Origin of the sequence: Rhodococcus sp. AB351 (genome assembly GCF_049538275.1) — a bacterium.
Taxonomy (GTDB): domain Bacteria; phylum Actinomycetota; class Actinomycetes; order Mycobacteriales; family Mycobacteriaceae; genus Rhodococcus.
Genome location: NZ_JBMVFW010000003.1, coordinates 371,556 through 396,619, shown reverse-complemented (window position 1 = coordinate 396,619; position 25,064 = coordinate 371,556). Strand labels below are relative to the sequence as shown.

Below are 25,064 nucleotides of genomic sequence, written 5' to 3'. Positions count from 1 at the left end.
TCGGACCGATCACGAACGGCCGGCGGTCTACCGCCACGGCACGCGTTCCGGGTCGCGCAGCATCCGCCGTGCCGTGGACATCCGGTGCACCTCGTCGGGGCCGTCGTAGATGCGGGCGTAGCGCGCCCGCCGGTACATCCCCTCGAGCGGTGTGTCGGCGGTGAGGCCGAGCGCCCCGTGCACCTGGATCGCGCGGTCGACGACATCGTGCAGCATCTGCGCGCCGCGGAACTTGATGAGCCCGATCCGGACCCGGGCGTCCCCCCCTGCGTCCATCACCCGCGCGGCGTCCAGCGTCATCAGACGTGCGGCCTGGATGTCGGCGGCGGATTCGGCGATGTAGCGCTGGATCTCACCCTTCTCGGCGAGCAGCGATCCGTGGGCGAAGCGCGAGTTGGCGCGGGCACACATGAGTTCGAAGGCTCGTTGGGCCTGGCCGAGCCACCGCATGCAGTGGAAGATCCGTCCCGGCCCGAGCCGGTCCTGCGCGACGACGAAGCCGTTGCCGCGTTCGCCGAGCACATTCTCCTCGGGAACCCGCACACCGTCGTACCGCACCTCGTAGTGATCGCTCGGGTCGTGCCCCATCGTGGGGATCGCCCGCACGATCTCGAGTCCTGGGGTGTCGATGGGCACGATGATCGCGCTGATGCTGCGGTGCAGCGGCGTCGACTCGGGTTCGGTCCGGGCGAAGACCGTGCAGTAGCCGGCCTGCGCGGCGCCGGTGGTGAACCACTTGTGTCCGTCGATCACCCATTCGCCGTTCTCGAGCCGGGCGGTGGTCTGCACGAGCACAGGGTCGGATCCGGCCACTTCCGGCTCGGTCATGCCGACGGAGGGCAGGATGTCGCCGGAGACGAGCCCGGGGATCCAGCGCTCGCGTTGTTCGGCGGTGCCGTGCCGCTGGATCATCAGGGCGTCCTGCATGGACACCGATCCCACCGCGAGCTGACCGTACTCGGAGCGTCCGATGATCTCGTTGAGGTAGACGAAGTCGAGGAAGGGAACCCCGCCCCCGCCCATCTCCTCGGGATGCCCCAGTGCCCACAGCCCGAGTTCCTTCGCCCTGTCCTTCAGACCGGCGAGCGCCTCGGCAGCCTTGTCGTCGTGGCGGCTCAGGACGGGTTCGAGAGGAATCACCTCGTCGTCGATGAACGAACGCATGCGGGTGCACAGTTCGGCCACCCGCCCTTCGGGCCGGTTCGCAGTCATGCCCGCCAATGTATCGGCGCACACGTGCACTCACATAGCGTTCCGTCCGGTACGGGTGTGGAAATCCGTCCGCCGGGGCATTCTGGGGCGAGTCCATCCTGCGACGCGACGAGCACGGAGGTGCCATGCCGGATCCGTCCGACCGAGTACCCGAATACGAACACACCGAAGACGGTCATCTCGTCGAGAGCCGGGCCGAGGACTTCGCCCATGCGCGCAGCCTGCCCGTGGACCCGGACTGGTTCAAGACCGCGGTGTTCTACGAGGTCCTCGCCCGCGCTTTCAACGACTCGAACAACGACGGCACCGGCGACCTGCGGGGGCTGACCGAGAAACTCGACTACATCGCGTGGCTCGGCGCCGACTGCATCTGGCTGCCGCCCTTCTACGATTCACCGCTGCGCGACGGTGGTTACGACATCCGCGACTTCCGTGCCGTGCTACCGGAATTCGGCACGGTCGAGGATTTCGTCATCTTCCTCGACGAGGCGCACAAACGCGGTATCCGCGTCATCACCGACCTCGTCATGAACCACACGTCCGACACGCACGCGTGGTTCCAGGAATCGCGGAGCGACCCCGACGGTCCGTACGGCGACTTCTATGTGTGGTCGGACGTCGACGACCGGTACCAGGAAGCCCGCATCATCTTCGTCGACACCGAGACGTCGAACTGGACGTGGGATCCGGTGCGCAAGCAGTACTACTGGCACCGGTTCTTCTCCCACCAGCCCGACCTGAACTACGACAACCCCGAAGTGCAGGACGCGATGCTCGACGTCCTGCGCTTCTGGCTCGATCTCGGCATCGACGGGTTCCGCCTCGACGCGGTCCCCTATCTGTTCGAGCGCGAGGGGACCAACTGCGAGAACCTCCCCGAGACGCACGCCTTCCTCAAGAAGTGCCGTGCGGTGATGGATGCCGAATATCCCGGCCGGGTGATGCTGGCGGAGGCGAACCAGTGGCCCACCGACGTCGTCGAGTACTTCGGCGAACCCGAGATCGGCGACGAGTGCCACATGGCCTTCCACTTCCCGCTGATGCCGCGCATCTTCATGGCGGTGCGGCGGCAGAACCGCTTCCCCATCTCGGAGATCCTCGCCCAGACCCCACCGATCCCGAAGACCGCCCAGTGGGGCATCTTCCTCCGCAACCACGACGAGCTGACCCTCGAGATGGTGACGGACGAGGAACGCGACTACATGTACGCCGAGTACGTCACCGACCCGCGGATGCGCGCCAACATCGGCATCCGTCGTCGTCTGGCGCCGTTGCTGGAGAACGACCGCAACCAGCTCGAGCTCTTCACCGCCCTGTTGCTGAGCCTGCCCGGCTCCCCCGTCCTGTACTACGGCGACGAGATCGGCATGGGCGACAACATCTGGCTCGGCGACCGCGACGCGGTGCGGACCCCGATGCAGTGGACCCCCGACCGCAACGCGGGTTTCTCCCGCGCCGACCCGGGCCGGCTGTACCTGCCGGTGATCATGGATCCCACCTACGGGTACCAGGCGGTGAACGTCGAATCGCAGATGAACTCGACGAACTCGCTGCTGCACTGGACGCGGCGGATGATCCAGGTCCGCAAGCAGCATCCGGCCTTCGGCAAGGCCTCGTTCACCGAACTCGGCAGCGCGAATCCCGCGATCCTGTCCTACCTGCGCGAGATGGCGCCCGGCCCGGAACGCAACTACAGCGACGTCATCCTGTGCGTGAACAACCTGTCGCGCTATCCGCAGGCGGTCGTCCTCGATCTGTCGCGCTTCGCCGGGTGGATCCCGGTGGAGCTGACCGGGTCCGTCCCGTTCCCGACGATCACGGAGGAGGGTTACATGATCACCCTGCCCGGTCACGGATTCTTCTGGTTCGCCCTGCAACCCGATCCGTCGAAGGAGGGACCGGGCGAGCATCCGGTGAGCAGCGAAGCGGAAGCGGCGGTACAGCCATGACGAGCAACAACGAGCTCTATCCGGACGAGCGGCTCGTCGAGGACCTGCGCGAGTGGATGCCGCACCAGCGATGGTTCGCGGCCAAGGGCCACACCGTCACCAGGATCGGTGTCGTCCTGCGTCATCCGCTCGTGGAGGAGCCCGGTTTCGGCGCCGACCACGTGATCGTGAAGGTCTCGTTCGACTCGACGGCGGACCAGATCTATCAGGTGCCCCTCGGCTTCCGTCCTCATCTCCCCGAGGAACTGCAGTCGTGGAGTGTGGTCGGTCCCGACGATTCCCACGACCACGGCCTGCACGTCTACGACGGCCTCCGCGATCAGGAGATCCTCGACCGGTACTCGCGCAATCTGGCGAGCGGCACCCCCGCCGGTGCGGTGGAGCTCCACACCGTGCCGGGCGCGGTCATCGAACCGGGCCTGCGTGGGCGTGCGCTGAGCGCGGAGCAGTCCAACACCTCCGTGGCCCTCGGAGAGAAGTTGCTGCTCAAGATGTTCCGTCGGCTCACGCTCGGCATCAATCCGGACGTCGAGCTGCCGCTCGCGCTCGGCGAGGACGGATGCCGGTCGATCGCCCCGATCCGGGCGTGGATCGAAGCGGAGGTCGACGGGGTCCGGACCACGCTGGCGATGGTGCAGGACTTCGCGGCGAACTCGGCCGACGGCTGGTCGATGGCGCTCGGCAGTGTCCGGGATCTGCTCCTCGAAGGCGATCTGCGCGCCGACGAGGTGGGCACCGATTTCGCCGGGGACTCGCACCGCATCGGCGCGGCCGTGGCGGATGTGCACGCCCATCTCGGCTCGGCGCTCGGCACGGACGAACGCGACGCCTCCGAGCTGGCCGAGGGCATGATCCACCGGCTCGAGGCTGCGGCGGCCGAGGTCCCCGAACTCGTCGAACTCTCCGACGCGATCCGGGCCCGGTTCGGCGAGGTCGCCGCGCTGGGCAAGGTGCGGGTGCACCGCATCCACGGCGACCTGCATCTCGGACAGGTGTTGCGCACCCCCGAGCGCTGGTTGCTCATCGACTTCGAGGGCGAGCCCGCGAAGTCCCTCGAGGAGCGCCGCAAGCCCGACAGTCCGTTCCGGGACGTGGCGGGAATGCTGCGGTCGTTCGACTACGCCGCACACCATTCGATCCGTGAATCCGAACAGGGCGCGGCCGTGGAGTCGCAGCGGGAGTTCCGGGCCCGGGAGTGGGCCGAACGCAACTGCGCCGCCTTCTGCGACGGTTACGCGGCCGCCTCGGGCACGGATCCGCGGGACTCCGACGTCCTGCTGCGCGGCTACGAGCTCGACAAGGCGGTCTACGAGGTGGTCTACGAGGCACGGCACCGCCCCTCGTGGCTGCACCTGCCGCTCGAGGCGATCCGTCGTCTCACCACCCGCTGAGCACCGCCCGAACACGAGAAGGGGAGAGATGCCGTGGCATCTCTCCCCTTCCTCGTCGTGCGGGTCAGCTCACCTGGAGCAGCAGCTCGTCGTCGACGACGTCCGCCGTGACCCGGTTGCCCTCGGCGAGAGCGTCGTCGAGCAGCATGTCGGCGATGCGATCGTCGACCACCCGGGAGATCGAGCGGCGCAACGGTCGGGCACCGAACTCCGGCTGGTGACCGTTGCGGGCGATCCACGCCACCGCGTCGGCGGTGACCTCGAGATCGATCCCCTTGCTCTGCAGCCGCTTCCGGCTGTCGTCGAGCAGCAGCTCGGTGATCCGGTGCAGCTGGTCGTCGTCGAGCTTGCGGAACATCACGATCTCGTCGATGCGGTTGAGGAACTCCGGCCGCATCGATTCGCGCAGCCGTCCCATGACCCGGTCGCGCAGCGGCTTCTCGGCCGCCTCGGCGTCACCGGTGGTGAAGCCGAGGGCGCCACCGCGGCTCGAGATGATGTCCGAACCGAGGTTGCTGGTCATGATGACGACGGTGTTGGTGAAGTCCACCGTGCGTCCCTCACCGTCGGTGAGGCGACCGTCGTCGAGGACCTGCAGCAGCGTGTTGAACACGTCCGGGTGCGCCTTCTCGATCTCGTCGAGCAGCACCACCGAGTAGGGGTGGCGACGCACCTGTTCGGTGAGCTGCCCGGCCTCGCCGTAGCCGACGTAACCGGGAGGGGCACCGACGAGACGGCTCACGGTGTGGCGTTCGCCGAACTCGCTCATGTCGATGCGCAGCATGGTGCGCTCGTCGCCGAAGAGGACCTCGGCGAGTGCCTTCGCGAGCTCGGTCTTGCCGACGCCGGTGGGACCGAGGAACAGGAAGCTGCCCACCGGACGACGCGGATCGCTCATGCCGGAGCGGCTGCGCCGCACGGCGCGTGCCACGGCGTGGACGGCTTCGTCCTGCCCGACGACGCGCTTGTGCAGCTCGTCCTCGAGAGTGCGCAGCCTCTCCTTCTCGGCACGGGTCATCTGCGAGGCGGGAACCCCGGTGGCCCGCGAGACGATCTCGGCGATCAGCTCCGGGTCGACGGTGGGAGTTCCCTCGCCCTCACCGTCCCCACCGTCGATCCGCACCTGGATGCGGAGGATCTCGTCGCGGATGCGCGAGGCCTCCTCGTACTGTTCGGCCTCGACGGCGCGATCCTTCTCGGCTTCGAGTTCGCCCAGTCGCGAACGCAGTTCGGTCACGTCGGTGCGCGGCACCCGCAGGCGCAGTCGTGCACCGGCCTGGTCGACGAGGTCGATCGCCTTGTCCGGCAGGTGCCGGTCGGGCAGGTACCGCATCGACAGGTCGACGGCCGCTTCGAGCGCTTCGTCGGTGTACCGGACCTTGTGGAACTCGGCGTACCGATCGGCGAGACCCTTCAGGATCGCGACGGCGTCGTCGCGTGCGGGCTCGTCGACCGTGACGGGCTGGAAACGACGTTCGAGCGCCGGATCCTTCTCGATGTGCTTGCGGTACTCGTCGAGGGTGGTCGCGCCGACGACGTGCAGTTCACCGCGGGCGAGCTTCGGCTTGAGGATGTTCGCCGCGTCCATGGCGCCCTCGTTGCCGGCGCCCGCGCCGACGACGGTGTGGATCTCGTCGATGAAGACGATGAGCTTCCCCTGCTGGGCGGTGATCTCGTCGAGTGCCGCGGTGAGGCGTTCCTCGAAGTCGCCCCGGTAGCGGGTTCCGGCGACCATCGCCGTCAGGTCGAGCTGGACGATCCGCTTGTCCTGCAGGATGTCCGGGACGTCGCCGTCGACGATGCGCTGGGCGAGTCCTTCGACGATGGCGGTCTTGCCGACGCCGGCCTCACCGACGAGCACCGGGTTGTTCTTGGTGCGTCGGGCGAGGATCTCGATCGTCTGCTCGATCTCGTCGGCACGGCCGATGACGGGGTCGATGCCGCCGCCGCGAGCCCGCTCGGTGAGGTCGACGCCGAACTTGTCGAGGGTCGGCGTCGGGGTTTCCTCCGCGACGGGAGCTGCGGGGGTGGGCTGCAACGCGGTCTGCAACGACTGCGGCGTCACGCCCAGCGACGCCAGCAGGCGTCCGGGAGCGCGGGTCTGGTCGGCCGCGAGCGTGAAGAACAGGTGCTCGGGGTCGATGTAGGTGGAGCCGAGCGCACGCGAGAGCTGGTGCGCTTCGAGGAGTGCGGTCTTCACGGCACCGGTCAGTGCGGGTGCGGAGACGGCCTCACCGGGGCGGCTCTGCGGCAGCCGCTGGTCGACGGCGGCAGCGACGTCGGCGGGGTCGGCTCCGGCGCGTGTCATGGCCGTGCGGGACGGATCCTGCTCCGCCATCGCGCGGAGGAGGTGCAGCACATCGAGTTCCGCGTCACCGCGGTCGGTGGCGTAGCGCGCTGCGTGGGCGAGGAGGTCCTGGGTACCGCGGCTCATGAAACGTGTGATGTCGATTCGGCCGGGGCCACCAGGCCCAAAGAATGCCGGCATTCCGAAGCCTTTCTGTCGAACTTGAGCCATTCTCACTCAACTAACGTGCCCAGAGTTCTCTCAATTCCCACATGGAAGTGATCTGAAACACGTATCGAGTTGTGGCCATTAATGTTGTGCACAACAAAACGGGGCACTACATTCATTCCCGTGCCGTCTCCACTCGAACTCGACCAGCAGGTGTGCTTCGCGCTCTACCGCGCCTCCCGCACCATCACGGCCGCCTATCGGCCGCATCTCGATCGGCTGGGCATCACCTACCCGCAGTACCTCGTGCTCCTGGCGCTGTGGGAACGCGATGCGCGAGGCGTGCAGGATCTGTGCGACTCGCTCGATCTCGACACGGGCACACTGTCCCCCCTGCTCAAACGGCTCGAGGCCGCCGGATACGTCGAACGACGCCGGCAGCAGACCGACGAACGTCGTGTCGTCGTCCACCTCACCGAAGCGGGAGATGCACTCCGGACAGAAGCCGCGGACATCCCCGGCTGCGTGACGCGGGACAGCCGGTTCGACGTCGACGAACTGGTCGCGCTGCGCGAGACGCTCCACCGCCTGACCGCCGCATTGCAGGAAGCACCCGGCGCACTCTCGAAGAAAGGCAGGACATCGTGAACATCATCTACACCGCCGAAGCACTCGCCACCGGAGCAGGCCGCGACGGCCACGCCCGCACCAGCGACGGCAAGCTCGACGTCGACCTGTCCATCCCCACCGAGATGGGCGGCAGCGGCAAGGGCACCAACCCCGAACAGCTCTTCGCCGCCGGGTACGCCGCGTGCTTCCACTCGGCACTGCAGATGATCGCCCGGCAGGAGAAGGCGGACGTCAGCGACTCCGCGGTCGGCGCCCGTGTCGGCATCGGCCCTACCGACGGCGGCGGATTCGGTCTTGCCGTCACCCTCGAGGTGACCCTGCCGAACCTCCCCCGCGAGCAGGCGCTCGAGCTCACCGAGAAGGCCCACCAGGTGTGCCCGTACTCCAACGCGACCCGCGGCAACATCGACGTCACCCTCGAGGTGACGGACGACTGAGTCACCCCCGAGGGGTGACGAGCGAGTGACGTGCCCCTGCGCTGCGCACGTGTTCACGCCGACCCGTAGCGTGGACATGTGCGCACGCAGGACCGGTCGCAGCTCTCGCTGTTCGCGACCGAACTCGATTTCCCCCTCGACGACTTCCAGGTCGAGGCCTGCCGCGCCCTCGAGGACGACCGCGACGTGCTGGTGTGCGCTCCCACTGGGGCGGGCAAGACCGTCGTCGGTGAATTCGCCGCCCGTCTCGCACTCTCAGCGGGCGGACGCTGCTTCTACACCACTCCCATCAAGGCGCTGAGCAACCAGAAATATCTCGACCTGTCGCGCCGCTTCGGCGACGACCGGGTCGGCCTGCTCACCGGCGACATCTCGCTGGACCCGCACGCGCCCGTGGTCGTCATGACCACCGAAGTGCTGCGCAGCATGCTGCACGGCGGCTCTCCGCTCCTGCACGGACTCACCCACGTCGTCATGGACGAGGTGCACTATCTCGCCGACCGCGAACGCGGCGCGGTGTGGGAGGAAGCGATCCTCTCGCTCCCCGACGACGTGCGGCTGACCAGCCTGTCGGCCACGGTGAGCAACGCCGAGGAGTTCGGTGGCTGGCTTCGCGGCGTCCGCGGCGACCTCGCGATCGTCGTCGAGGAAACCCGGCCCGTCCCGCTCACCCAGCACATGCTCGCCGGTGGGCGGCTGTTCGACCTGCTGTCCCCGTGCGGCACCGTCGACGAGACCCTCGAGCGGTACATCGCCCACCGTCAGCTCGTCGAGGCCGCGCCCGGCCCCGCGACCGGCCGTGGACGACGACGGCGACGCGCGCGCGGAGCACCCGGACCGGCCGGTGCCGACCTGCCCGAGGTCGTCGCCCGGCTCGAGGCCGAACAACTGTTGCCGGCCATCTGGTTCCGGTTCAGCCGCAACGGCTGCGACGACGCCGTCGCCGAATGCCTCGAATCGTCGGTCCGTCTCACCGAGGCGGCCGACGTCGCCGAGATCCGTGCGGTCGCCGACCGGCACACCGCCGCCCTGCCGCCTGCCGATCTCGACGCCGTCGGTCACACAGAGTGGCTCGAAGGACTCGAACGCGGTTTCGCCGCGCACCACGCCGGCCTGATCCCGGCCTTCCGTCACACCGTCGAGGAGTTGTTCGCCCGCGGTCTCGTGCGGGTCGTGTTCGCCACCGAGACCCTCGCCGTGGGGGTGAACATGCCGGCGCGCACCGTCGTCCTCGAACGCCTCGTCAAACCCACCGCCGACGGCCCGATGCGCCTCTCTCCCGGCGAGTACACCCAGCTCACCGGTCGCGCCGGCCGCCGCGGCATCGATGTCGAAGGCCACGCCGTCGTGCTGTGGAGTCCCGAGGCCGCCCCCGCGACCGTCGCCGGTCTCGCCGGCGCACGCTCGTACCCGCTGCACAGTTCGCTGCGCGTCGGCTACAACACCGCGGTCAATCTGGTCGCCGGTCGCGGCATCCCCGGTTCCCGCGAGTTTCTGCGACGCTCGTTCGCCCAGTTCCAGGCCGAACGATCCGTCGCGGCGCTCACCGACGCCGTCCGCGCGAACACGACGGCGCTGCGTGATCTCGACACCGAACTCGGGGACGTCGAGGGCTTCACCGAGTACCGGCACCTGTGCGACCGGCTCGCCGAGGCACGGCGCTCCGGTTCGGCCGAGCTGGTGACGTCGCTGGCACGGGCGGTGCGGTCGCATCCCGCGCATCGACGCGGCGACAGGGAGCGCCTCCTCGCCCTCTCGGCGCGACGCGCCGCGGTGCACGGCGACACCGAACGGATGCGGTCGCAGATCGACACGGTCACCGGCCGCCTCGTCGAGACCTTCGATCGCACACTGGATCTGCTCGAGGAGCGGGGTTATCTGCTCCGCGACCCGATGGGCGGGTCGGCCTACGTCACCGACGACGGTCGTCGCCTGGGCCGGATCTACTGTGCGAACGACCTTCTCGTCGCCGAATGCGTGCGGACGGGCGCGTGGTCGGGGCTGACACCGGCCGAACTCGCCGCCGTCGCCTCGAGCGCTCTGGGCGAGACCCGGCGCCGCACCGTCGGAGTCCCGGGACGCACCACCCCGGCGATCGACGAGGCGCTGCGCGCCACCTCACGGCTGTGGAGCGAACTCGCCGGACGCGAAGAGCGTCTCGGCCTGGAAGTGGGGCCGGATCCGGATCCGACCGCCGTCGCCGCGATCCACCGCTGGGCACGCGGGGACGGACTCGCCGCCGCCCTGCGCACCGCATCGGATGCGGGGCTCTCGGCAGGCGATCTGGTCCGGCGTTATCTGCGCACCCTCGACCTAGTGGATCAGACCGGACTGTGCCGGCGCGACGATCTGCCGCCGGTCTCGTTCACCCTGACCTGAGAACTGCAGGATCTACGGCATCGTGCGCTCTAGGGCATCGAGTACTCGACGGAGCACAGCCGCTCGGACAGTTCCCACAACCTCCGCGCCAGGATCTCGTCGCGTGACCGCGAGGTCGACTGCACCCGCTTCGGCCGGCCGCGCATCTCGAAGAAGGAATCCGGCCCGTAGTAGCCGCCCGGTTCCGCCTCCGGCGAGGTCGCCGCGTAGAGAGTCGGGAGTGCGCCCTGCTGCGGGGACTGCCCGATGATGGGGGTGACGAGTTCGACGATCTTCCCGTGCCAGGACTCGCTGCGGTACTGCAGATTCGTCGACGAATAACCCGGATGTGCGGCAAGCGAACTCACGCTCGATCCGGCGGAGCTGAGGCGCCGCTGCAGTTCGTACGCGAACAGCAGGTTCGCCAGCTTCGACTGCCCGTAGGCGAGCCACCGTTCGTAGCGGCGACGTTCCCAGTTGATGTCGTCGAGATCGATGCTGCCGATGCGGTGCATCGTGCTGCTGACCGTCACCACCCGGTCGGTGATGCGGTCGAGCAGCAACCCGGTGAGGGCGAAGTGGCCGAAGTGATTGGTCCCGATCTGCATCTCGAAGCCGTCGGCCGTCCGCCGCAGCGGCACCGCCATGACACCGGCGTTGTTGACCAGGACGTCGATACGCTCGTACCGGGCACGCACCTCGTCGGCGAACGCACGGATCGACGAGAGATCCGCCAGGTCCAGACGGCGCACGGTCGCGCGGTCGCCGAGGTCGGCCGCGACCGCCTCACCCTTGGCGACATCGCGGCAGGCGAGCACCACCTCGGCACCGGCCCGCGCCAGCGCCCGGGCGGTCTCCGCACCGAGTCCGCTGTTGGCCCCCGTCACGACCATCGTGCGTCCCGACAGATCCGGAATATCGTTCGTGGTCCACCCCATGCCCGCCACCCTACGGACGCGCGCCGCGTGGCGACACCCCCGTTTCCGGCGTCGACGGGCCCGATGGATCGCGTCCTCGCCGTGGGGCGCACCTGCTCGTAGACTTCCCCGGAACTCACGACCGCAGGCGCGCGGGGGCGCATGCACGACAGGGAGGTTCCATCGATGGGGCACCACCCCGGACGTCCGGACCGCGAACTCGCCGCAGCGTTGCGGGACGGGGAGCCGGACGCCACGGCAGCGGTCTTCGATCGTTTCGCCCCCGGCTTGTACGCCTACGCGTGCGGCTTCGTCGCCGTGTCGTCGGCCTCGGACGTGGTGTACGACGCGGTCTGGACGGCGACCGCGCGGATCCGTTCGCTGCGCGACGAGAGCCTCCTGCGGGCCTGGCTCTACGCCGTGGTCCGCGCCGAATGCATCCGCGTGCTCGAGCGCACCGGCTCCGCCCTCGAATATCTCCCCGCGGCCGACCCCGCCTATCAGGCCGCCTCCGAGGTGCTCGACGTCCGTGAGGCGGTCCACCTGCTCGACGGCACCGCCCGCGAGGTCGTCGACCTCACGGTCCGGCACCACTTCTCGTCCCACGAGATCGAGGCAATGCTCGGCTCCGGCGGCGACGGACGTGTCCTCGCCCATGCGCAGGACCTCGTCGACCGTGCGGTGCCCCGGGTGCCGAACGCTCTCGGAACGTTCTCGCTTCTCCCCTTCACTCCCCTACCCGCGCACCTGCGGGGACGGCTGCTCGCGGTGCAGCCCTCGGAGGCGGAACTGATCGATCTCGGGCGCCGCCTCGAACCGCTGGACCGGGAGGGCTTCCCCCGTCGCGATCGCCGGGCGAAGCGCACCGTTCCCGTCATCGCGGCATCGGTGGCGGTGTTCGCGGTGCTGGGTGTCGGCGCATTGTTCGTGTTCCCGCAGGCCGAGCCCGTCGAGCGACAGGTCCTGCGTCCTGCCGCCGAGCCGACACTCGACATGGGGTCGCCGGTCGCGACGACCACGACCGCAGCGACGACCGAGACCACGACCACCGAGGCCGCGGAGACGACGACGGAGGAACCCGAGGTCGAGGCACCGGTGGTGACCATCACCTCGGCACCGACCGCCGAGCCGGATGCGGAATCCACCGCCGCCCCCACCACCACGGCGACGTCGACCGCCGGTGGTTTCACCAGGCGCGGCGGGCCCGGACGCGACACCGAGCCGGACGAGGACCGCCCCCGCCGGGACACCGAGGAGAGCGACGCGCCGAACACGGGGACGCCTCGCCCCACCACGGGTACGCCCACCACGCCGCGGCCGATGCCGACGCTGCCGACCTTCCCTCCGCGCGGCGGCGCGTGAGGGCGCATCCCTGTCACGCAGCGGAGACGAGGACGTAACACGACGGGTCTACCTTCGCGGAGTCGAGCACTCGCATTCCGGTGACGAAGGAGGACCCGGTCGTGGCACCACGCCGTAGATCCGCGTTGCTGGACGAGCTCCGCGTCGACGTACCGGGCCGCCCGCAGGACGTGATCCTCGAGGAGCTGCGTCGCGCCTTCCTCTCCGGAGCCGCACCCCCGGGCACACCGATCCCCGTCGGGGAGGTCTCGGAGTTGTTCGGGGTGAGCCGCATCCCGGTCCGGGAAGCACTCAAGACCCTCATCGGCGAAGGCCTCGTGACCCACCGGCAGAACCACGGATACATCGTCGCCCAGCTGACGATCGCGGAGCTGCGCGAGATGTACCTCGTCCGCGAAACTCTCGAATCGGCGTCGCTCGCGGCGGCCGTGCGCAACGCCACCGAGGAGGACGACCGGCGCGTCGAGGAGTCGCATCGAATTCTCGAACGCGCTGTGCAGGAAAGCGACTCGCGTGGTTATCACCGCGAGAGCCGCGTCTTCCACATGGCCCTCACCAGGCCGTCCCGCATGCACCGCCTGCTGCACATGCTCGAATATGCCTGGAACATCACCGAACCCGTGCAGCCGATGGTGCACGTGAGCGATTCCGAGCGCGCCGAACTCCACCGCGAGCACGAGGCGATGCTCACCGCTTTCCTGGCGCGCGACACCGACGCGCTGCTCGCGGCGTCCGAACACCACAACCGGCATCTCGACGTCGCCATCTCCGGCCTCACCGCCGAATCCGGCCTGCTTCCCGCCGAAGATATACATTTCGGGTAACTCTCCGGCAATATCGCCCCGTTACGGTCTGCACATCGGAATTCACCACTGCCGTTGATGTTCCGTCGATCGATTCGACTCCGCCCACCGGCCTCGCACCGGGGCACGGGCGGCTCCCCCTCGCACAGGAGCAGGCATGACCGAAGTGCTGACACCGAGCGCCGGCAGCGTCCCCGCCGCAGCCCCGCCGCCCGCGACCGGATACGACCCGCGGTTGACCAACGACGACCTCGCCCCGCTGAAGAACCAGCGGTGGGGTTCGTACAACATCTTCGCTTTCTGGATGTCCGACGTCCACAGCGTGGGCGGGTACGTCACCGCCGGCAGCCTGTTCGCTCTCGGTCTGGCCAGCTGGCAGGTCCTCGTGGCCCTGCTCGTGGGCATCACTATCGTCTACTTCTTCTGCAATCTCGTCGCCAAGCCCAGCCAGGTCACGGGTGTGCCCTATCCGGTGATCTGCCGCAGTGTCTTCGGCGTCCTCGGCGCGAACATCCCCGCGATCATCCGCGGGCTGATCGCGGTGGCGTGGTACGGGATCCAGACCTTCCTCGCCTCGGCGGCACTCGACGTGGTGCTGATCAAGCTGTTCCCCTCGCTCGCGCCCTATGCGGTGGTCGAGGACTACGGATTCGCCGGTCTGTCCGCACTCGGATGGGTCAGCTTCCTGACGCTCTGGGTGCTGCAGGCCTGCGTGTTCTGGCGCGGCATGGAGTCGATCCGGCGGTTCATCGACTTCTGCGGCCCGGCCGTCTACGTCGTGATGTTCCTGCTGTGCGGTTATCTGATCTCCCAGGCCGGTTGGAGCGCAATCGATCTGACCCTCGGTGAGGTCACGCACACCGGATGGTCGTCGGTGCCGGTCATGCTCGGCGCGATCGCCCTGGTGGTCTCGTACTTCTCCGGCCCGATGCTCAACTTCGGCGACTTCTCCCGGTACGGGAAGTCCTACGCCGCCGTCAAGAAGGGCAACTTCCTCGGTCTGCCGGTGAACTTCCTGGTCTTCTCGCTGCTCGTGGTGATCACCGCATCGCTCACGCTGCCCGTCTACGGCGAACTGATCACCGACCCCGTCGAGACCGTCGCCCGCATCGACTCGACCTTCGCGATCGTGCTCGGCACGCTGACCTTCGCCATCGCCACGATCGGCATCAACATCGTCGCGAACTTCATCTCCCCGGCCTTCGACTTCTCGAACGTCAGCCCGCAGAAGATCAGCTGGCGCGCCGGCGGCATGATCGCCGCGGTGGGCTCGGTGCTCATCACCCCGTGGAATCTGTACAACAACCCCGAGGTCATCCACTACACCCTCGAAACCCTGGGCGCGTTCATCGGTCCGCTGTTCGGCATCCTCATCGCCGACTACTACCTCGTGCGCAAGCAGAAGGTGATCGTCGACGACCTGTTCACGATGTCGGAGAAGGGCGCGTACTTCTACCGCAAGGGCTACAACCCGGCCGCGGTGATCGCGACCGTCGTCGGCGCCGTGGTCGCGATGATCCCCGTGCTGTTCAACGATGCTCCCGGTATGGGTACCGCCGCCCAGTACAGCTGGTTCATCGGCTGCGGTCTCGGCTTCGTCGTCTACCACCTGCTCGCGACCCGTACCCGCCTCGCAGTCCGTCTCCCCGACCGGGTCGCACAGGAAGCAGTCTGATCCTCCATGTTCATCAAGGTCGTCAACCCGAACACCACGTGGTCGATGACCGCCACGATCGAGGCGTGTGCCCGGGCCGTCGCAGGTCCGGGCACACGCGTCGAGGCGGTCAGCCCCACCATGGGCCCACCCTCGATCGAGAGCCACTACGACGAGGCGCTCGCCGTGCCGGGCATCCTCAGCGAGATCGAGAAGGGTGAACGCGACGGCGTCGACGGCTACGTCGTCGCGTGCTTCGGTGATCCCGGACTGGACGCGGCGCGCGAACTCGCTGCCGGACCCGTCGTCGGTATCGCCGAGGCCGCGATGCACACCGCCGCGGTCCTGGGGCGCGGATTCTCCGTCGTCACGACGCTGGCCCGCACGACCGGACGCGCGTGGGACCTCGCGCACCGCTACGGCATGCGCGACGCGTGCCGGGGCGTGCACGCGTGCGACCTGCCGGTGCTGGCCCTCGACAGTGATCCCGACGCACGCAAGATCGTCACCGAGGCGTGCCTCGATGCCCTGTACGAGGACGGTTCCGACGCCATCGTGCTCGGCTGCGCCGGGATGGCCGACCTGTGCGCCCACATCTCCGCGGAGATCGGGGTGCCGGTGGTCGACGGTGTCGCGGCCGCGACGCTGACCGTGCAGTCGCTGGTCACCATGGGGCTGGCGACCGGCAAGCGGGGCGAGTTCGCAACTCCCCCGCCGAAGCGCTATACGGGACTGCTCGACGGGTTCACGACGGGCGGGTGAAGCCCGCCGACCCACCGTCACTGCCGGGTGAAGCCCGTCCCTGTCCTCCCGACAGAGTGGGTCCCCCTACGATCGGGGCGTGCCGTCCATCCACCATGCACCGCTGAGGAAGACCGACCCCGAGAGCCTGTACCGGATCGTCGCCCTGCGGACCGACGTGTTCGTCTTCGAGCAGGGCATCACCAGCGAACCGGAACTCGACGGCCGCGATCTCGACCCGACCACCGAACTGTTCTGGACGCGGGAGGGTGACGAGGTCCTCGCGACGCTGCGCGTGCTCCACGACGACGGGGACGTCGCCCACATCGGCCGTGTCGCCACCGCCCGGCACGCACGCGGGCGCGGCCTCGCCGCGGAGCTGATCGAGGCGGCGCTCGGGACCTGTCCGGGGGTGGTCGACATCTCGGCGCAGGCGTATCTGGAGCACTGGTACGCGCGATTCGGGTTCGTGCGCACCGGAGCGAACTATCTCGAGGCCGGGATCGACCACGTGCCGATGCGCCGCACCCCGTGACCGCAGGGCGCCCCTCGGGCGGCGGTCACGGGGTGCGGGCGACGACGCGTATCAGCCGATCTCGACATGGACTCCGGTGAGTTTCTCCGACAACTCCCACAGCCGCGTCGCGGTCTCGCGGTCGCGGGCGCGACGCCCCACGCCGGCGACACCGGGCGCTCCGTAGAGCAGGAAACGCGGACCGATGTAGCCGCCCGCGATGCCCGGATCGGAAGCGGCGAGCACGACTGATTCGGCTCCCTGGTCCGGGGTGCGCTGCAGGATCGTCTTGCCGAAACCGAACAACCGGTCGAACCACGTCCCCGTGTGACTGCCCACTTCGGTCGCCGCGTAGCCCGGATGGGCCGCGACGGCGCGCAGCGGTGAGCGGACCGCGGCGAGTCGTCGTTCGAGCTCGAGCGCGAACAGCAGGTTCGCGAGCTTCGACTGTGCGTACGCCGCGGCGCGGTTGTACGGGCGGCGTTCCCAGTTGAGGTCGTCGAGATCGATCCGGCCGATCAGATGGGCGGCACTCGACACCGTGACGACGCGACCGGTGATGCGCGGCAACAGCAGTCCGGTCAGGGCGAAGTGTCCGAGATGGTTCGTTCCCATCTGCATCTCGAACCCGTCGGCGGTGCGACGCAGCGGCACCGCCATGACCCCGGCGTTGTTGACCAGGATGTCGATCCGCCGATCGGCGAAGGCGTCCGCGAAGGCACGGATCGCCGAGAGGTCGGCGAGATCGAGCGACATCATCTCGGCCCGGGGGCCGATCTCGTCGGCGATGCGCTTGCCCCGGTCGACGTTGCGACCGGTGAGGACGACGGTGGCACCGGCAGCCCCGAGGGCCCGGGCCGTCGCTTCACCCACCCCGCTGGTGGCCCCCGTCACGACGACGGTGCGGCCGGCCAGCGATGTGGTGGCGTCAGGCGCCAATCGAGGACTTGAGCATCGGGAGCATCGCCCACAGCTCGTCCTGCCAGTAGCCCCACGAGTGGGTACCGACGATCGGGAACGAGAAGTGTGCGGTGTCGATCCCCAAGGTCAGCAGGCGCACCTGGAAGGCACGGTTCTGCGTGCGGGCGAGCGCTTCGAGACCCATGGCGTTGGTCGTGTTGAAGCTGCCCACCAGCGAGCTCGGCCGGTCGTACTGGCCGGGCAGGCCGCTCGCCGCGGAGATCCACATCGGCAGGCCGCGCAGCTGCGGCGCCGCGACGAACGGGTCGTGACGCAGCCACGCCGGGTTCCAGGGCGGTCCCCACATCGCGTCGGCGTTGTATCCGCCGGCGTCGAGCATGGCGAGACGGATGGCCTCGCGCATACCCGGAGCCGAGAGGTTGAGGTAACCCGAGAGCGAGCCGGCGAACTTGAACTGGTCGCGGTGGTAGGCGGCCAGGATCAGCGCCGCGTTACCGCCCATCGACAGGCCGACCACCGCGTTGTTGTTGCGGTCGATGCCGTAGGCGTTCGCGAGATGGTCGGGGAGGTTCTGGGTGAGGAAGGACTCCCACTTGTAGGTGTAGGGCTGGCCGTTGAAATTGCTCGGCGCGTACCAGTCGGCGTAGAAGCTCGACTGTCCACCCACCGGCATGATCACGTTGACGCCGTGATCGGCGAGCCACGCCGCGTTGGTCTCGTGTTCCCAGCCGCTCACGTCGTCGGTGGCGCGCAGACCGTCGAGCAGATAGACGGCCTTGTTGCTGCCGTTGTTCGCTCGCCAGATGCGCACCTTGATCGCCCCGACCCCACCCGGTGCGGCGACCATGTCCTCGTGGAAGCGTTCGTACGGGTCGGCCGCAGCCGTGCCGGCACCGAGCCCGCTGAACGCGAGTGCCAGCGGAAGCACCAGTGCCGCCACCAGCAGCCGTACGAGAGCGCGTCCCCCCCGCCGACGGGTTCCGGTCTTCGCCGAAATCGTCACAACAAGCTCCCCTTGCACTCCAGTAACATTCTTCACTTCCGTCCCAGGGTATCGACGGTGCAGAAACCTTAAGCAGGCTTGCACACAATCGTTATCGTGGAAAGTCCGGCAGCGTTATCGTCGGGCCCTCGGCATTCGCATTCCGTTCGCACCGCTAGCCTGACGATCCGTGCCCGAAGCTCCCCTCCCCGTTCGCGACGGCCTGAACCCCACCCGCCTGCGACTGCCGGAAAACCCCAGTTGGGAGACCATAGCGGAGTTCCTGCTCGCGCGCTTCCCGAGCGATGCGACGCGCATCGCGGAGAAGATCGAATGCGGCGAAGTGGTCGTACAGGACGGCACAGCGATCACGCATTCGACCCCGTACGTCCCGCGCGAATTCGTGTATCTCTACCGTGATCCGCCCGCCGAACAGCGCGTCCCCTTCGAGATCGACGTCCTCCACCGCGACGAGAACCTGCTCGTAGTGGACAAACCGCACTTCCTGGCGACCACCCCGCGCGGCTCGTGGGTGACGGAGACCGCCGTCGTCCGGTTGCGCAAGGAACTGGATCTGCCCGAGCTGTCCCCCGTCCATCGTCTCGATCGGCTCACGGCGGGCGTTCTGGTGTTCACCGTCCGGCGCGAGGCACGACGCGCGTACCAGATGTTGTTCGACCGGCGTCTCGTCGAGAAGGAGTACGAGGCGATCGCCCCGGCGGCGCCGCATCTCGACTTCCCTCGCGAGGTCCGCAGCCGCATCGTCAAGGAACGCGGAGTGCTGCAGGCACGCGAGGTCGACGGTCCCGTCAACGCCGTCACCCGGATCGACGTCACAGGCACGGCCGGCGGCCGTGCGCGTTACCGATTGCGTCCCGAGACCGGCCGGACGCACCAACTCCGGGTACACATGAACTCCCTGGGAATCCCCATCCTCGGCGACAACCTCTATCCGGAGGCGTACGAGGTTGGGCCGCAGGACTATTCGAATCCGCTGCAGCTTCTGGCCAGGTCCCTGTCGTTCCACGATCCGATCACAGGTCGGCCGACCCGCTTCGTAAGCCGACGAAACCTGGCAGCATGGAGTAACAGCACACCAGGACCCCGCTGACCGGCGAGTTCTCGTCTTGGAGGTTTCCATGGAAATCGGCAGCATCTCGCGTACCTATGACGGGCGGGTGGCCCTGCGGTTCGAACGCTCGTTCCCCCACTCGCCGGAGAGAGTGTGGCGGGTCCTGACCGATCCGCACCATCTCCGCGCCTGGTTCCCTGCCGACGTCGAGTTCGAGCTCACACCCGGCGCCACACTCGAATTCCGCTCGACGCAGGAACAGACCCGACGTTTCGGCCTGCCGGAAGGGCACACCACCATGGGCAGTGTCCTCACGGTGCGGCCCGCACGGATCCTGGAATACCTCTGGGATACCGACGTTCTGCACTGGGAACTCACTCCGGACGGCTCCGGCGGGTGCTGGCTCACCCTCACCCACACCACCGACGACGAGGAGGACGCCCTCGCACACGGCGCCGCCTGGCACGCCGGATTCGAGGTGGTCGAGGCCCAGTTGGAGGAACGTCCGGTCGACTGGTCGATCTGGGACCGCGCAGCCGAACTGAGCACGCACTATCAGGGAAGCTCGGGCTGATCGCCCGGCTCGGGATCCGGGCCGACCGCCCGGGTGGAATATCCGCCTAGCGGCGCGCCCCACGTCGCGCAGGAGCCGAACCGACGCCGTCGAGATCGTGTTCCCGGGCGGTCGTGCGCGCCACGATGCGCGCACCCCAGGCACCGATCGCGTCCCAGTCCCGGAAGTCACCGGAAGGGGCACCGACCATCCTGACAACCATCCGTTCGCCGGTGCCGAGCACCGCCGGATCCAACTTCCCCGGGAAGGTGCGATGTTCGACGGCCTCGACGCGTTCGGCGACGGCGCACGCGTCGTAGCACGTGTTCACCGACCTCCCGCCCGAGGCGACGGGACCCGACGAGAACAGGTAGACGTCGCGTTCGCGCAGTTCGGCCGCGTGCCGGTCGGAGAACTCCCGCGCGCTGCGCAGCCAGCGACTGCGGTAGACGGCACTGCCGAGCACCACGACGTCGTACGCGTCGACCTCGTCGACGTGCTCGGGCGCGTTCACGTCGACCTGCGCGCCGTGGTGGCGCATCGACGCGGCCAGCGCTGTCGCGATCTCCGCGGTCGAACCGTGCCGACTGGCCACCGAAACAAGAACCTTCATCACTACCTCCGGACCCGCGTCGAACCATGATCACCCCGGAACCGGGCCTTGACCAGGGCCGAAGTGCCCTTTGCCCGGTATCGGCAGATCACAGTCGGACGAACCCCCTCATATCGGACCGCGTGGCAAGGTGGACTCGACATAGACGGAGAAGGAGTAGATGCATGCGCAGCACATCGCCGGCGACCGTCGCGGAGGAGGCGGAACGCAAGTATTCCGCCCCCGGCGACCGGCCGCTTCCGGACTTGACGGGACTGCCGTCCGTCGATGCGATCGACGTCGACCGGTTCGAACTGTCGGCCCAGTACTACGACACCGCCGAGCTGAGCCTGCTGCGCTCGAAGATCACGCTCCGGAGGCGCGAGGGCGGTGACGACGCGGGATGGCATCTCAAACTGCCGTCCGGTATCGACACCCGCACCGAACTGCATTTCCCTCTCGGTGACGACTCGGCCGAGGACGTTCCCGCAGACCTCGAGTCCTTGTTGCGCGGCATCCGGCGCGGCGCCCCGCTGAGCCTGGCCGCTCTGCTCGTGACCCGACGACATCGGCACCGACTCCGGTCGTCCGACGGCGGCCTCGTCGCGGAGGTGGTGGTCGACGATGTCGACGCCGTGCGCGGAGCCGACGGATCGGAGATCCGCTGGAAGGAGATCGAGGTCGAGTGGAATTCCACCCTCGGCGACAAGGCGGTCAGCCGATTCCTCACGGCGCTCGAAGAGCGCTTCGCGGCCGTCGGCATCACCCGTTCGGAGAGCCCGTCGAAGCTCCACCGCGTGCTCGGCGACCTGATCCCCACCCGCCCGTCGATCGCGAAGGGGTTGCTCCCGGTACGCGACTATCTCTCGAGCGAACTGCACACCCTGGAGCTGTCGGACATCGCGGTCCGTCGCGACACGCCCGACGCGGTGCACAGCATGCGCAAGGCCGCGCGGCGTCTGCGCAGCGCACTGCAGACCTATTCCGACGAGATCGTCGTCGATCACGATCTCGTCGACGAACTCCGTTGGCTCGGAAGACGTCTCAGCCCCTCACGCGATCTCGAGGTCCAATGGGAGCGGCTCGCGGATCGCGTGGCCGACATCCCGGTCGAATCGCATCGGGAAGCGACGAGGGCCCGTATCGACGAGTACTTCTCGGCCAGGTCGGAGTCCGCCCGCCTCGAGGCCGTCGACACCTTGAACTCGGATCGGTATGTCGGGCTGCTCACCCGCCTCGACGCAGCGATCGACGACCTCGCTCCCGCCACCGAAGCGGCGGGGGCGCGACCGAAGGTGGCACGGAAGGAACTGCTGCACGCGGTCGCAGCGCTGTCGAAGAAGGTCTCACGCCGCGTCGACAAGGTCGGCGACGCCGAGAACCCGGCGGAGCGCGACGCGCTGATGCACCGGGCCCGCAAGGGCGCCAAGCGGATGCGGTACGCCATCGAGGTGATCGCGCCGCTGCACCCGAAGCGTTCGGGACGGATCCTCGACCGGTTCGACGACTTCCAGGATCTGCTCGGTGAATTCCAGGACTCCGTCGTGGCGCGGGAACATCTCCTGGACATGCTCTCCGAGCAGGGGCACGCCGCCGAGACCAGTTTCGGGCTCGGGATCCTGTTCCGCATCGAGACCGAGCTCGGCGACGCGCAGGCCGCGCATCTGGACGGCGGCTGGAAGAAGGCCTTCCGCTCCGCCCGCCGATTGTGGACCTGATCGAGGTCCGAAGGCCCTGGCCCGGGCACCCCGGATCGGAGATCATGAAGATCGTCGACACCGGGCCACAGCCGCGTCGTGGCGGTAACGTGGCCTTGAGCCGACCGGCGCACGGGAAGCCGCGCGCCGCAACGAGAAGGAGATATCGATGAGCACACCGAGCACCCGCAAGGCAGTCGTCGCAGGCGTCGACGGCTCCGAGACGGCTGTAGCGGCAGCGCGGTGGGCCGGAGCCGTCGCGTCGCGTATCGGAGCACCCCTCCACCTCGTGCACTCGATGCCCCCGGAAGGCATCTTCTACAGCGAGGCCGCGGTGCTGGTGCAGTCGCAGATGATCCAGCAGCTCGAGGAGGACGGCAAAAAGCTCCTCGCCGACGCCGCCGAACGAGTCCGCGCAGATCACCCCGATCTCGAGATCAGCAGGTTCATCGGTCCCGGACCCGCAGCCAAGTCGCTGCTCGAGGCCGCCGAGGACGCACGCCTGGTCGTCATGGGCGCCACCGGCGCGGGTGCGCTGGAGAACTTCCTGCTCGGCTCCACCGTTCTGCGCGTCGCGAACCATTCACCCTGCCCGGTGGTCGTGTGGCGCGGCAACACCGATTCTCCGCTGCCCGATTCCCGGCCGATCGTCGTCGGTGTGGACGGCAGCGAATTGTCCGCTGCCGCAGTCACTCACGCGTTCGATCTCGCGTCGGCCCTCGGGGTTCCGCTCCGGGCAGTGCACTCCTGGCTCGGTGACGCCGCACTCGGTGTCGGCGCCACGGCCGCACTGGTCGACTGGGATGCCGTGGAGACCTCGGAGACCGCGGTTCTCGCCGAGACGCTGGCCGGCTGGAGCGATCGCCATCCCGAGGTCACCGTCGAGCGTGTGATCGACCGGGGCCCGGCCTCGAAGGTCCTGCTCGCGCACCTCGACGACGCCCAGCTCGTCGCGGTCGGAAGCCACGGGCGTGGCCAGTTCCGCGCCGCCCTGCTCGGATCCACGAGCCAGAACCTGCTGCACAAGGCTCCGTGCCCGGTGCTCATCGCCCGCAAGGTCTAGAACCGACCGTTCCGGGCCGACGGGGATCGCTTCGACGAAGCGATCCCCGTTCGCTGTTCCCGGGGCGCGATCACCAGGGCGCCGGACCGAGCATGCTCTCCAGCCGTGCCGCGTCGACGGTCTCGACACCCGTATCGATCGCCACCGCCTCCGGCCACGGATCCCGCCGACGGAGTTGCTGTTCGAGCACAGCAGGGGTCGCATCGGATGCATCGTCGCCGCGATCGGCGCGGGATGCCATCCGCTGCAACAGGATTCCCTTGTCCGCACGGCACTCGATCTCGATCACGTCCACTCCGGCGCCGTCCGCGACCTTACGGGCCGCGTCGCGCTGCCCGGACGACAACCAGGTCGCGTCCAGCACGACGGATCGCCCGCGGGCAAGAGCGGTCTCGGCGCGGCGCAGCAGTTCCCCGTAGGTCGCCTCCGAATGCGCCGGTGCGTACAGACCGGCATCCGTACCGTCGCCGGTGCGGTCGGTGGGTTGCAGACCCGCCAACTCCTTGCGGACGACGTCGCTGCGCAGTACATCCGCTCCGAGATACGCACCGACCGTGCGCGACAGTGTCGTCTTGCCGGTCGCGGAGACACCACCGACGAGCACCATGCGCACACGTCCCCGGTCGAGATGTCCCTCGAGCAGCTCGACGAAACCGGTCGCCGTCTCCCGCGCCGCTGCATCACCCTGCTCGTAGCGCAGAGCGGTCACCTTCGCGCGCACCAACGCTCGATAGGCGATGTAGTGGTGCACGAGCGAGGAGGGCGGGTGATCGCCCGAGACCTCGCCGTACTGTTCGAGCAACCGCCGTGCCGCGGCCTCGGCACCGAGACGTTCGAGATCCATTGCGAGGAAGGCGAGATCGAGTACGGCGTCGCCGTAGCGCAACTCGTCGTCGAACTCGAGGCAGTCGATGATGCGCGGACCGTCGTCGAGACAGAAGATGTCGTCGGCGAGCAGGTCGCCGTGTCCGTCCACGGCCCGGCCCGCCGCGATGCGTTCGTCGAACAGCACCGTTCGACCGGCGAGGTAACGGTGCACGGACTCCCGGATCCGCGTCAACGCCCCGGCACGATCCGCCCCCACCTCCAGCCGGCCGAGATGGTCGAGACTGAGATCCCACAACTCGGCGACGAAATCCGCGGAGGCACACCGGTCGATCTCGGGACCGTGCGGCGAGGAGGCGTGCAGTGCGGCGACCTGCCGTGCCACCTCGTCGATCACCGCCGACACGTCCTCACCTCGACGGACCGCCGCGGCCAGGCGCCGGTCGTCGGGCAGCCGCACCATCTCGACGAGGTGCTCGCACAGCTGTCCGTCCGGGCCGTGGACATCCGCGACACCCAGGTAGACGTCCGGTGCGAGACGCCGGTTGAGCTCCACCTCCCGGTGGCAGATCCGTTCGCGGGCCTCACGCGTGCGGTTGTCGAGGAAACCCAGGTCGAGCGGCTTCTTCAGCTTGTGCACGCGGTCGCCGACGAAGAAGACCACCGACGAATGCGTCTCCCTCACCCCCGCGTAGCCGACACCCTCCGGTCCGGCACCTGTGGTCACTGCGCCCTCCCTGCCGTCGGCGGATCCCACCGAGTCGTCTCGTCCACCACATTGTCGTTCAGACACTCCCCCGGTGCATCCGCACAGCGCCGACCGGTGCATCCGCACAGCGCCCACCGGTGCATCCGCACAGCGCCCACCGGTGCATCCGCACAGTGTGCGCGTTCTCGTCCGGATCGCCCGAACGAACCGTCCGCGACAGGTAGCTT

Annotated in this window: 21 protein-coding genes; 14 read left to right on the top strand and 7 right to left on the bottom strand. The window is 68.5% G+C overall.

Going from position 1 to position 25,064, the window contains the following annotated elements; all coding sequences use genetic code 11:
- Window positions 1-27: 27 nt before the first annotated feature.
- On the bottom strand, window positions 28-1,212 hold the full coding sequence (locus tag ACPCXD_RS10430; RefSeq protein WP_202399319.1) for an acyl-CoA dehydrogenase family protein: 1,185 nt from the start codon (window positions 1,210-1,212) through the stop codon (window positions 28-30).
- A gap of 125 nt (window positions 1,213-1,337) precedes the next feature.
- Here ACPCXD_RS10430 and treS point away from each other — a divergent pair, with 125 nt between their 5' ends.
- Both treS and ACPCXD_RS10420 read left to right on the top strand, forming a co-directional pair.
- Window positions 1,338-3,161, top strand: a complete 1,824-nt coding sequence (gene treS / locus ACPCXD_RS10425) for a maltose alpha-D-glucosyltransferase (RefSeq protein ID WP_016695679.1) — start codon at window positions 1,338-1,340, stop codon at window positions 3,159-3,161.
- Window positions 3,158-4,552, top strand: a complete 1,395-nt coding sequence (locus tag ACPCXD_RS10420; protein ID WP_423659447.1) for a maltokinase N-terminal cap-like domain-containing protein — start codon at window positions 3,158-3,160, stop codon at window positions 4,550-4,552. The genes treS and ACPCXD_RS10420 overlap by 4 nt, the downstream gene beginning before the upstream one ends.
- A 64-nt stretch (window positions 4,553-4,616) precedes the next feature.
- On the opposite strand, the gene ACPCXD_RS10415 is transcribed toward ACPCXD_RS10420, so the two are convergent.
- Window positions 4,617-7,040, bottom strand: a complete 2,424-nt coding sequence (locus ACPCXD_RS10415) for an ATP-dependent Clp protease ATP-binding subunit (protein ID WP_423659445.1) — start codon at window positions 7,038-7,040, stop codon at window positions 4,617-4,619.
- 150 nt (window positions 7,041-7,190) lie between these two features.
- Between ACPCXD_RS10415 and ACPCXD_RS10410 the strand changes: the two genes are divergently transcribed.
- The 3 genes from ACPCXD_RS10410 (at window position 7,191) to ACPCXD_RS10400 (ending at window position 10,453) form a co-directional block, all read left to right on the top strand.
- The gene (locus tag ACPCXD_RS10410) at window positions 7,191-7,655 is read left to right on the top strand and encodes a MarR family winged helix-turn-helix transcriptional regulator (RefSeq protein WP_024103053.1); all 465 of its coding nucleotides are present in this window, start codon (window positions 7,191-7,193) and stop codon (window positions 7,653-7,655) included.
- Window positions 7,652-8,074, top strand: a complete 423-nt coding sequence (locus ACPCXD_RS10405; protein WP_024103052.1) for an organic hydroperoxide resistance protein — start codon at window positions 7,652-7,654, stop codon at window positions 8,072-8,074. The genes ACPCXD_RS10410 and ACPCXD_RS10405 overlap by 4 nt, the downstream gene beginning before the upstream one ends.
- A gap of 78 nt (window positions 8,075-8,152) precedes the next feature.
- Window positions 8,153-10,453, top strand: a complete 2,301-nt coding sequence (locus ACPCXD_RS10400) for a DEAD/DEAH box helicase (RefSeq protein WP_423659443.1) — start codon at window positions 8,153-8,155, stop codon at window positions 10,451-10,453.
- A 29-nt stretch (window positions 10,454-10,482) separates the two neighbouring features.
- Here the strand turns inward: ACPCXD_RS10400 and ACPCXD_RS10395 are convergent, their stop codons facing one another.
- The gene (locus ACPCXD_RS10395; RefSeq protein WP_160873769.1) at window positions 10,483-11,370 is read right to left on the bottom strand and encodes an oxidoreductase; all 888 of its coding nucleotides are present in this window, start codon (window positions 11,368-11,370) and stop codon (window positions 10,483-10,485) included.
- 165 nt (window positions 11,371-11,535) lie between these two features.
- Here ACPCXD_RS10395 and ACPCXD_RS10390 point away from each other — a divergent pair, with 165 nt between their 5' ends.
- The 5 genes from ACPCXD_RS10390 (at window position 11,536) to ACPCXD_RS10370 (ending at window position 16,444) form a co-directional block, all read left to right on the top strand.
- Window positions 11,536-12,711, top strand: coding sequence for an RNA polymerase sigma factor (locus tag ACPCXD_RS10390; protein ID WP_423659441.1), 1,176 nt, complete (start codon window positions 11,536-11,538; stop codon window positions 12,709-12,711).
- A gap of 101 nt (window positions 12,712-12,812) precedes the next feature.
- Entirely contained in the window at window positions 12,813-13,535 is a 723-nt protein-coding gene (locus ACPCXD_RS10385) for a GntR family transcriptional regulator (protein WP_423659439.1), read from the top strand.
- Window positions 13,536-13,671: 136 nt separating this feature from the next.
- On the top strand, window positions 13,672-15,189 hold the full coding sequence (locus tag ACPCXD_RS10380) for an NCS1 family nucleobase:cation symporter-1 (protein WP_423659437.1): 1,518 nt from the start codon (window positions 13,672-13,674) through the stop codon (window positions 15,187-15,189).
- Between the two features lie 6 nt (window positions 15,190-15,195).
- Window positions 15,196-15,930: an aspartate/glutamate racemase family protein gene (locus tag ACPCXD_RS10375; protein WP_160873766.1), complete on the top strand. Its 735-nt coding sequence runs from the start codon at window positions 15,196-15,198 to the stop codon at window positions 15,928-15,930.
- A gap of 79 nt (window positions 15,931-16,009) precedes the next feature.
- Window positions 16,010-16,444: a GNAT family N-acetyltransferase gene (locus ACPCXD_RS10370; protein ID WP_059384207.1), complete on the top strand. Its 435-nt coding sequence runs from the start codon at window positions 16,010-16,012 to the stop codon at window positions 16,442-16,444.
- A 51-nt stretch (window positions 16,445-16,495) separates the two neighbouring features.
- Here the strand turns inward: ACPCXD_RS10370 and ACPCXD_RS10365 are convergent, their stop codons facing one another.
- Both ACPCXD_RS10365 and ACPCXD_RS10360 read right to left on the bottom strand, forming a co-directional pair.
- On the bottom strand, window positions 16,496-17,362 hold the full coding sequence (locus ACPCXD_RS10365; protein ID WP_160873765.1) for an oxidoreductase: 867 nt from the start codon (window positions 17,360-17,362) through the stop codon (window positions 16,496-16,498).
- Window positions 17,352-18,347 carry an alpha/beta hydrolase gene (locus ACPCXD_RS10360; protein ID WP_254072913.1) on the bottom strand — a complete coding sequence of 332 codons (996 nt, stop codon included), beginning with the start codon at window positions 18,345-18,347 and terminating at the stop codon, window positions 17,352-17,354. The genes ACPCXD_RS10365 and ACPCXD_RS10360 overlap by 11 nt, the downstream gene beginning before the upstream one ends.
- Window positions 18,348-18,516: 169 nt before the next feature.
- On the opposite strand from ACPCXD_RS10360, the gene ACPCXD_RS10355 reads away from it, so the two are divergent.
- Together ACPCXD_RS10355 and ACPCXD_RS10350 are read left to right on the top strand one after the other, a co-directional pair.
- Complete coding sequence (locus ACPCXD_RS10355; protein WP_016693034.1) at window positions 18,517-19,437, top strand: pseudouridine synthase; 921 nt, start codon at window positions 18,517-18,519, stop codon at window positions 19,435-19,437.
- Between the two features lie 28 nt (window positions 19,438-19,465).
- Complete coding sequence (locus ACPCXD_RS10350) at window positions 19,466-19,972, top strand: SRPBCC domain-containing protein (RefSeq protein ID WP_016693033.1); 507 nt, start codon at window positions 19,466-19,468, stop codon at window positions 19,970-19,972.
- Between the two features lie 46 nt (window positions 19,973-20,018).
- On the opposite strand, the gene ACPCXD_RS10345 is transcribed toward ACPCXD_RS10350, so the two are convergent.
- Window positions 20,019-20,564, bottom strand: a complete 546-nt coding sequence (locus tag ACPCXD_RS10345) for a flavodoxin domain-containing protein (RefSeq protein ID WP_016693032.1) — start codon at window positions 20,562-20,564, stop codon at window positions 20,019-20,021.
- Between the two features lie 164 nt (window positions 20,565-20,728).
- Between ACPCXD_RS10345 and ACPCXD_RS10340 the strand changes: the two genes are divergently transcribed.
- Window positions 20,729-22,261, top strand: a complete 1,533-nt coding sequence (locus tag ACPCXD_RS10340) for a CHAD domain-containing protein (RefSeq protein ID WP_160873763.1) — start codon at window positions 20,729-20,731, stop codon at window positions 22,259-22,261.
- 148 nt (window positions 22,262-22,409) lie between these two features.
- Complete coding sequence (locus tag ACPCXD_RS10335; protein WP_088897845.1) at window positions 22,410-23,303, top strand: universal stress protein; 894 nt, start codon at window positions 22,410-22,412, stop codon at window positions 23,301-23,303.
- A 70-nt stretch (window positions 23,304-23,373) separates the two neighbouring features.
- Here ACPCXD_RS10335 and ACPCXD_RS10330 read toward each other — a convergent pair whose 3' ends face one another.
- Window positions 23,374-24,885, bottom strand: coding sequence for a bifunctional aminoglycoside phosphotransferase/ATP-binding protein (locus tag ACPCXD_RS10330; protein ID WP_160873762.1), 1,512 nt, complete (start codon window positions 24,883-24,885; stop codon window positions 23,374-23,376).
- Between the last annotated feature and the right edge of the window lie 179 nt (window positions 24,886-25,064).

What these genes read in the sequence shown, in the direction of transcription:
- ACPCXD_RS10375 (WP_160873766.1), top strand. Translation starts at nt 15,196, where the DNA reads ATGTTCATCAAGGTCGTCAACCCGAACACCACGTGGTCGATGACCGCC.
- treS (WP_016695679.1), top strand. Translation starts at nt 1,338, where the DNA reads ATGCCGGATCCGTCCGACCGAGTACCCGAATACGAACACACCGAAGAC.
- ACPCXD_RS10395 (WP_160873769.1), bottom strand. Translation starts at nt 11,370, where the DNA reads ATGGGGTGGACCACGAACGATATTCCGGATCTGTCGGGACGCACGATG.
- ACPCXD_RS10340 (WP_160873763.1), top strand. Translation starts at nt 20,729, where the DNA reads ATGCGCAGCACATCGCCGGCGACCGTCGCGGAGGAGGCGGAACGCAAG.
- ACPCXD_RS10420 (WP_423659447.1), top strand. Translation starts at nt 3,158, where the DNA reads ATGACGAGCAACAACGAGCTCTATCCGGACGAGCGGCTCGTCGAGGAC.
- ACPCXD_RS10390 (WP_423659441.1), top strand. Translation starts at nt 11,536, where the DNA reads ATGGGGCACCACCCCGGACGTCCGGACCGCGAACTCGCCGCAGCGTTG.
- ACPCXD_RS10335 (WP_088897845.1), top strand. Translation starts at nt 22,410, where the DNA reads ATGAGCACACCGAGCACCCGCAAGGCAGTCGTCGCAGGCGTCGACGGC.
- ACPCXD_RS10430 (WP_202399319.1), bottom strand. Translation starts at nt 1,212, where the DNA reads ATGACTGCGAACCGGCCCGAAGGGCGGGTGGCCGAACTGTGCACCCGC.
- ACPCXD_RS10345 (WP_016693032.1), bottom strand. Translation starts at nt 20,564, where the DNA reads ATGAAGGTTCTTGTTTCGGTGGCCAGTCGGCACGGTTCGACCGCGGAG.
- ACPCXD_RS10415 (WP_423659445.1), bottom strand. Translation starts at nt 7,040, where the DNA reads ATGCCGGCATTCTTTGGGCCTGGTGGCCCCGGCCGAATCGACATCACA.
- ACPCXD_RS10380 (WP_423659437.1), top strand. Translation starts at nt 13,672, where the DNA reads ATGACCGAAGTGCTGACACCGAGCGCCGGCAGCGTCCCCGCCGCAGCC.
- ACPCXD_RS10350 (WP_016693033.1), top strand. Translation starts at nt 19,466, where the DNA reads ATGGAAATCGGCAGCATCTCGCGTACCTATGACGGGCGGGTGGCCCTG.